This window comes from Leuconostoc sp. (genome assembly GCF_965300815.1).
This window is the reverse complement of sequence record NZ_CBDKZH010000074.1, coordinates 1-6,453: the sequence shown is the minus strand read 5'-3', so window position 1 is coordinate 6,453 and position 6,453 is coordinate 1. Positions and strand designations below refer to the sequence as shown.

Genomic DNA, 6,453 nt, shown 5'->3' with positions numbered 1-6,453 from the left:
TGATAAGATAAATCGTGAGGAGACGAATAAATGGAAAATAAATGGCTGCGGGCGGCATTGCCAGCGTTATTGATTCATGGCAGTATTGGGACCGTCTATGCTTGGAGTGTGTTTAAGCAGGCGATTGCCGATGATATTGGGGCATCGGTGGCCAACGTGGAGTGGGCTTTTTCAATTGCAATCTTATTTTTAGGGTTATCAGCAGCAGCTTTAGGGCATTTTGTGGAACAAGATATTAAAAAGTCCGCCATCTTGGCGACGATTTTTTTTGTGGCGGGGATGATTGGCACCGGCATCAGTATTCAACAAAAATCATTGCTCGGGATTTATCTCTTTTATGGCGTGGTCATGGGCATTGGGTTAGGGATTGGGTATTTAACACCAGTCAAAAATTTGATGTTATGGTTTAAAGAAAATAAGGGGCTGGGCACGGGCTTGGCAGTGGCGGGTTTTGGCTTGGCCAAGATGATTTTTTCACCCGTCATGATCGAACTACAACTACGGATTGGTCTCTGGCAAATGTTTGTCATTTTGGGTGGCGTGTTTGCCGTGATGATGCTGACGGGGGCTTGGTTGATTCGTAAGCCGGCTGATTGGCAAGAAAAGCCACTCAAACAGCGTTTTAATCCTATGGTATTACTAAAGAACCACAACTTTATGGGGATTTGGCTGATGTTTTATTTAAACATTACCGCTGGACTAGCGATTATTTCCCAAGAAAAAGATATTTTAGCTGGGTTGCGTACCCCGTCGGGGACGGCGGCCTTTTCACTAGCAGCAATTGCGGTGGTGGTGAGTGTGGAAGCCTTTTTTAACGCCGCGGGTCGGATTGGGTTTGCGAGCTTCTCAGACCGTTTACAAGATCGCAATACGATTTATCAAGTGATTTTCATCCTGTCATTGGTAATGGCGTTATTGGCCTTTTTCTTACCAGATCAGAGTGTGGTGATGCCGGTCGTGATTGTGGCGACATTTTTTGCGATTAACGCCGGTTATGGTGGTGGTTTTTCAGCTTTACCACCTTTGTTAGCGGATCGATTTGGCATGCATGCCATTTCAAAAATTCACGGCCTGGCTTTAACGGCGTGGGCAGCGGCTGGTTTATCGGGGAATCAACTAGCGAGTTTGATTGTGCATGGTTTGGGGATGCCGTATCAAAATGTCTTTATCGCCATTGCGATTTTATATGCGGTGGCTTTGGGGATTGCCACGTTTGTGGTGAAACCAACGCAAACCATTATCGAGTAAAACGCTTACAATCCTAACGTTCGTTTTGTCTTAAATAAACGACGTGATTGTTCGTATTTTACTAACTGTTCGTTGACTTTGTGAGATAAACCTCATAAAATAACGAACGCAACTCGTGTTTTACCTGTTACAATTGAATTGAAAGCTAGAACACTAATGAAGTAGAGGAATCTTAAACATGATTGAACGTTATTCTCGTCAAGCGCTTCGTGATATTTGGTCAATACAAAACCAATATCAAACTTGGCTCGATGTTGAAATTGCTGTGGATGCCGGCTGGGTCGCTGCGGGGCACATTCCTGCAGAAGATTTGGAAAAAATCCGTCAAAACGCCACTTTTGACGTTGACCGCATTGCAGAGACTGAGTTATCAACGCGCCATGATGTAGTGGCATTTACCCGTAACGTGTCAGAATCACTTGGCGAAGAACGTAAGTGGATTCACTATGGCTTAACGTCAACCGATGTTGTTGATACAGCGCAAGCATTACGTTTGCGCCAAGCCAACGATATTATTAAACAAGATTTGCAAGAATGGCGCGAAGCCATTAAAGATTTGGCCTTGAAGTATAAAGACACTGTCATGATGGGCCGCACACACGGTGTGCACGCCGAACCAACTACTTTTGGGTTGAAGATGGCGCGCTTCTATGCGTCAGCAACACGCGCGATTGAACGTTTTGATCGGGTGGCTGCTGAAGTCGAAACCGGTAAGTTATCTGGTGCCGTAGGCACGTTTGCCAATGTGCCACCTTATGTCGAAGCCGTGGCCATGAAGGAATTGGGCTTGACGCCACAACCAATTGGGTCACAAGTGTTACCACGTGATTTGCATGCTGATTACGTGCAAACGATTGCGTTGATTGGGACACAAATGGAAGAATTGGCAACGGAAATTCGCTCATTGCAACGCTCAGAAATTCATGAAGTTGAAGAAGGCTTTGCTAAAGGACAAAAGGGTTCTTCAGCAATGCCACACAAGCGTAACCCAATTGGTAATGAAAATATTACTGGTTTGGCACGTGTCTTGCGTGGCTATGCCGTAACAGCACTTGAAGATGTGACATTGTGGCATGAACGCGATATTTCACATTCTTCAGCCGAACGCATTATTTTGCCTGATGCAACGACAACATTGGATTACATGTTGAATCGTCAAACAGGTATTTTGAAGAATTTGGGTGTCTTCCCTGAAAAAATGCGTCACAATATGGATCGCACTTACGGTTTGATTTATTCACAACGTTTGTTGTTGAGCTTAATTGATGCCGGCTTGTCACGTGAACAAGCCTATGATACGGTGCAACCATTGACAGCACGTTCATGGGATGAACAATTGATGTTCCGTGACTTGGTTGATGCGGATCCAACAATCACTGCCCATTTGACTAAAGCACAAATTGATGACGCGTTTGATTATCACTATCACTTGCGTCATGTTGATGAAATTTTTAAGAGAGTAGGTTTGGCATGACATCACTAATTAACCATCCAGCAATTAAGACAGTTTTAGCAACGGAAACAGATATTCAAGCACAAGTGCAACGTGTGGCGAATGAACTTACCAGTAAATTTGCGCATAATGACAAGCGGCCAGTTTTTATTGCAGTCCTCAAGGGTGGGGTGATTTTTGCCACAGATTTACTCCGGAAAATGCCATTGGATGTTGACTTTGACTTTGTCGATGTCAAAAGTTATTCAGGTGCTGCTTCAACTGGCCAAGTTAAAGTGGTCCATGACGTGAGCATGGATTTAACAGGACGTGATGTCGTGATCGTCGATGAAATTATTGATTCTGGTCGGACGATGCAATGGTTGCAAAACTATTTTGAACTCAAAGGGGCCGCAAGTGTGACGACGGTAGCCTTAGCTGATAAAAAGGCCGCTCGGGTGGTTGACTTTGACGTTGATTACTTTGGTCTTGATGTGCCCGATGAATTCTTAGTTGGCTATGGCATGGATTACAATAATTTCTTCCGTAATTTGCCGGTTATTGCCATTATTGATTTTGATAAAATTGATTTGATTAAGTAATCAAACTAAAAACGCAACGCCTTAAGGCGTTGCGTTTTTGCTTTGGTTGATAAAGTTTTGTAGATTTGGGGCATACAGCCGTGGCTTTGATGGTAGCTCTGAGAGGTGACGTGCACCAAGCAGGGTCATGAGGCGTGGTAACGCATGTTGCCATGAGATAATTTCATCAATGAGGCCGGCTTCACCATGCGTCATTAAAGTGTTGAGTATATAGCCCGCACTGGATGTCATCGTTGCCCCTAGCATGAGGCTTGTCATGACGTCATTAGCCGACGCGATGCCACCAGTAGCAATCACCGGTAATGTGTTCTGTGCCAATTGTGCTGACAGTAAACTTTCAACGGTTGATAAACCAAACTGGTCAATATTAAAGTTGTCAGCCTGACGATTACGTCGTCGTTCAATCATTGCAAAGTTTGTGCCATTAGCCCCGCCAACATTAATAGCAGCCGGTTGTAACTGCTTTAAGGTGTCAAAAGCCTGCTGACTCATACCAAAACCAACTTCTTTGACAATGACCGGTACCGGCGACTTTGCAATGACAGTTGCTAAGTTATCCAGCCAATAGAAAGCACGATCGCCTTCAGCCATTACTAATTCTTGTGCCACATTGACATGTAGTTCGATGGCATTGGCATCGATCATGTCAATGGCGTCACGAACATGGGCAATGGGGTGATCAGCACCCAGATTCGCGATTAAAAAGCCATCAGGATGCATGTCACGGGCAATTTTAAAGGTTTGTGCGACTTCCGGTTCTTTGAGTGCGATGGATTGTGAGCCAACGGCCATCGCTAAACCAGTTTTTTGGGCAACGCTTGCGAGTTGACCGTTGATCCGGCCCGTCAAATTTGAGCCACCTGTCATGGCTTCAATATAAAAAGGCCAGTCGAACGTATGATTAAACAATGTTGTGTGAACATCCGCTTCGGCGACCGCCATTTCAGGGAAAGTGGCTGGTAACCAGCGAACATCGGCAAAAGTTGCGCCAATGGGGTTATTTTCTTGTTGCCGCCAAAGTTTGACACCAAGAGATAAGTGTTCATTTTTGCGATGGGCTTGTGCGGATTCAGTCATAGTGCACCTCGTTTTCGGGAAAAATCGTCATAAATAGGGGATCAACACCGCCCGCCTGCCAAACTTTGATGAGTGTTTCGGCCTCATCAGTGACTACGGCAAACCCATTGTCGCCATAACCGGCACCACTAATTTTTCCGGCAACTTGATTTAAGCTGGTGAGGAAATGGGCAAGCTTTGGCGTCACGTAACCTGCTGGCAAGTATGTTTGCAGTAAGTTTTGATTTGCTTGGAGTGCCTGAACTAATTGGGAATAGTCATGTGTCGTTAAGGCTTGAATAACGCGATAGACGGCTTGTTGACTCTGCGTCAAGAAAGTAGCGTTAAGGTCGAGTTGATGAATGGCTGACTTGGTATCAGCTGATTCATGGGTAGCGCCGAGTAATAAGCGCCAGTGGCTTGGCCAAGGTAAGGGGGTAATGTTGAGATCTGGCCAGTCACGGTCAATCGCTTCAGGCGTTGGCCACTGTCGTGCTGTACCGATCACTTGGGTTAAATCCGGACTTTGATAGGCGATTACGCCGCCGTATGTAATGGAGGCAATGTCACCTAGGGAACCATTTTTTTGCACGAAATAGTGGGCCAAACCAGCCAGCTTAAAGCGGGTTAGGCGTGGTAAATGCAGTGAAAAATGGGCATCAAGGGCGTCAATAATCCCAACGACAACAGCTGCAGAAGAACCGAGCCCCAGTTTGCCATATGGTCCGTTTAAATCACTTTCGATGGTGATGTTAACGTCTGATAGCGTTGGTAAAGTCGTTTTAAATTGGGTATAGTCTTGAAGCATTTTAATGGCGGCTTGCACATAACGCCAGTGATCTTGCCCAACGGTAATCGGCTCTGCCATGTTAAAGTGCCAAGCTGTCGCAATACTATTAGACGTGACGGATGAGGTAGGGGCATCGGTCACGGTTAAGTTTAGCCCCATCGCTGTGGCCGCGATAACTGCGGTATGGCCAGGTGCCGTAATGGCATATTCGCCAGCTAAAAAGAGTTTGCCGGGGACTGAGCGTTTAGTCATCATAATGAATACCTGCACCGCTAGTGGCGATTTCAAGGTGAAGATCGGGCATAGCGGCTTGTAACTGGTACACAATCAATGGTGCGAGTGCTTGTGTGGTGATGATTTTAACATTTGGGCCGGCATCAAGCGTGGCAAAAGCTAGTAATCCTTGACGGCGCATGTCAGCGACCAAGGTCAAAATGTCGGTTGTGTCATTGGTAAAATAAGTGAACGGGTCCAGGCGGGCTGTTCGGTTCAAATCATGCATCGCTAGGGCATTGGCTTCGGCAATCGTGCCGATTTTTTCAATGTCACTGGCTTGAATGGCAGCTTGCATATCACGCAATTGGGCCGCACTATTTTGCACCCAAGTCGCATAATCAGGCGATGTTGCCGCGCGCCGCATTCCTTCAGTCGACCCCACCTTTTTCATGGCTGTTGAGACTTCTGCGACCACTAAGGCAATGGGCATGTCGGGGGCATGCAAACTTTCGGCAAATGATGAGGCATCATCATGACCTTCATGCCAAATGGCAAAATGACCATAAAACGAGCGTGAGGCGGACCCAGAACCCCGACGGGCTAAACGCGATAACGTCATGTTATCGAGCTCGAGTCCCAATTCACGCGTTACTGCGCCAGTTAAGGCCGCAAAAGCTGAGGCAGAGGATGCAAGTCCCGCGCCGGTTGGCACATGATTTTCTGATGCAACAGTCAGTGGGGCAAAGTCGCCCAAATTATCGCGTAGCATGTCTAAGAAGCGGTGGATACGTTGGCTATCAAAAGGTTGTCCATTGATCAGTAATTCATCGGCTGAAGCATTTTGGCTCACAGTTGTGCGTGTATAAAATTCATTGAGCGTTAGTGAAATCGAGCTCGTGGTTGGTAGATTTAAAATCGGATCTTTTTTTCCCCAATATTTGATGAGGGCAATGTTGGTATGGGCAGTTGCTGTGGTTGTCATAAACGTTCTTTCTATCCAAAATTGAGTTATCTTAATATTATCATAATTTAGCCACAGCTGGGGTGAGCAGCTGTGGGCAGGGGCAAAATTTTGCAATAAAATGTGCCATTTAAATATGGTACTATGG

Annotated in this window: 6 protein-coding genes; 3 read left to right on the top strand and 3 right to left on the bottom strand. The window is 45.9% G+C overall.

Going from position 1 to position 6,453, the window contains the following annotated elements; all coding sequences use genetic code 11:
• Window positions 1-30 precede the first annotated feature (30 nt).
• From ACW12G_RS05680 to hpt, 3 genes are all read left to right on the top strand, one after another.
• Window positions 31-1,248: an OFA family MFS transporter gene (locus ACW12G_RS05680; RefSeq protein ID WP_455647477.1), complete on the top strand. Its 1,218-nt coding sequence runs from the start codon at window positions 31-33 to the stop codon at window positions 1,246-1,248.
• A gap of 178 nt (window positions 1,249-1,426) precedes the next feature.
• Entirely contained in the window at window positions 1,427-2,722 is a 1,296-nt protein-coding gene (purB, locus tag ACW12G_RS05675) for an adenylosuccinate lyase (protein WP_455647476.1), read from the top strand.
• A complete protein-coding gene (hpt, locus tag ACW12G_RS05670; protein WP_010000290.1) occupies window positions 2,719-3,282 on the top strand; it encodes a hypoxanthine phosphoribosyltransferase in 564 nt (187 codons plus the stop codon). The genes purB and hpt overlap by 4 nt, the downstream gene beginning before the upstream one ends.
• A 21-nt stretch (window positions 3,283-3,303) precedes the next feature.
• On the opposite strand, the gene fni is transcribed toward hpt, so the two are convergent.
• The 3 genes from fni to mvaD are packed head-to-tail and all read right to left on the bottom strand — an operon-like array spanning window position 3,304 to window position 6,326.
• The gene (gene fni / locus ACW12G_RS05665; protein WP_455647475.1) at window positions 3,304-4,359 is read right to left on the bottom strand and encodes a type 2 isopentenyl-diphosphate Delta-isomerase; all 1,056 of its coding nucleotides are present in this window, start codon (window positions 4,357-4,359) and stop codon (window positions 3,304-3,306) included.
• Window positions 4,352-5,380 (bottom strand): phosphomevalonate kinase, encoded by a 1,029-nt coding sequence (locus ACW12G_RS05660; RefSeq protein ID WP_455647478.1) that lies wholly within the window; start codon window positions 5,378-5,380, stop codon window positions 4,352-4,354. Before ACW12G_RS05660 ends, fni begins: the two co-directional genes overlap by 8 nt.
• Window positions 5,373-6,326: a diphosphomevalonate decarboxylase gene (mvaD, locus tag ACW12G_RS05655; protein ID WP_455647474.1), complete on the bottom strand. Its 954-nt coding sequence runs from the start codon at window positions 6,324-6,326 to the stop codon at window positions 5,373-5,375. The genes ACW12G_RS05660 and mvaD overlap by 8 nt, the downstream gene beginning before the upstream one ends.
• Between the last annotated feature and the right edge of the window lie 127 nt (window positions 6,327-6,453).

Coding starts and splice junctions, on each gene's coding strand:
- ACW12G_RS05680 (WP_455647477.1), top strand. CDS start 31: ATGGAAAATAAATGGCTGCGGGCGGCATTGCCAGCGTTATTGATTCAT.
- purB (WP_455647476.1), top strand. CDS start 1,427: ATGATTGAACGTTATTCTCGTCAAGCGCTTCGTGATATTTGGTCAATA.
- hpt (WP_010000290.1), top strand. CDS start 2,719: ATGACATCACTAATTAACCATCCAGCAATTAAGACAGTTTTAGCAACG.
- fni (WP_455647475.1), bottom strand. CDS start 4,359: ATGACTGAATCCGCACAAGCCCATCGCAAAAATGAACACTTATCTCTT.
- ACW12G_RS05660 (WP_455647478.1), bottom strand. CDS start 5,380: ATGACTAAACGCTCAGTCCCCGGCAAACTCTTTTTAGCTGGCGAATAT.
- mvaD (WP_455647474.1), bottom strand. CDS start 6,326: ATGACAACCACAGCAACTGCCCATACCAACATTGCCCTCATCAAATAT.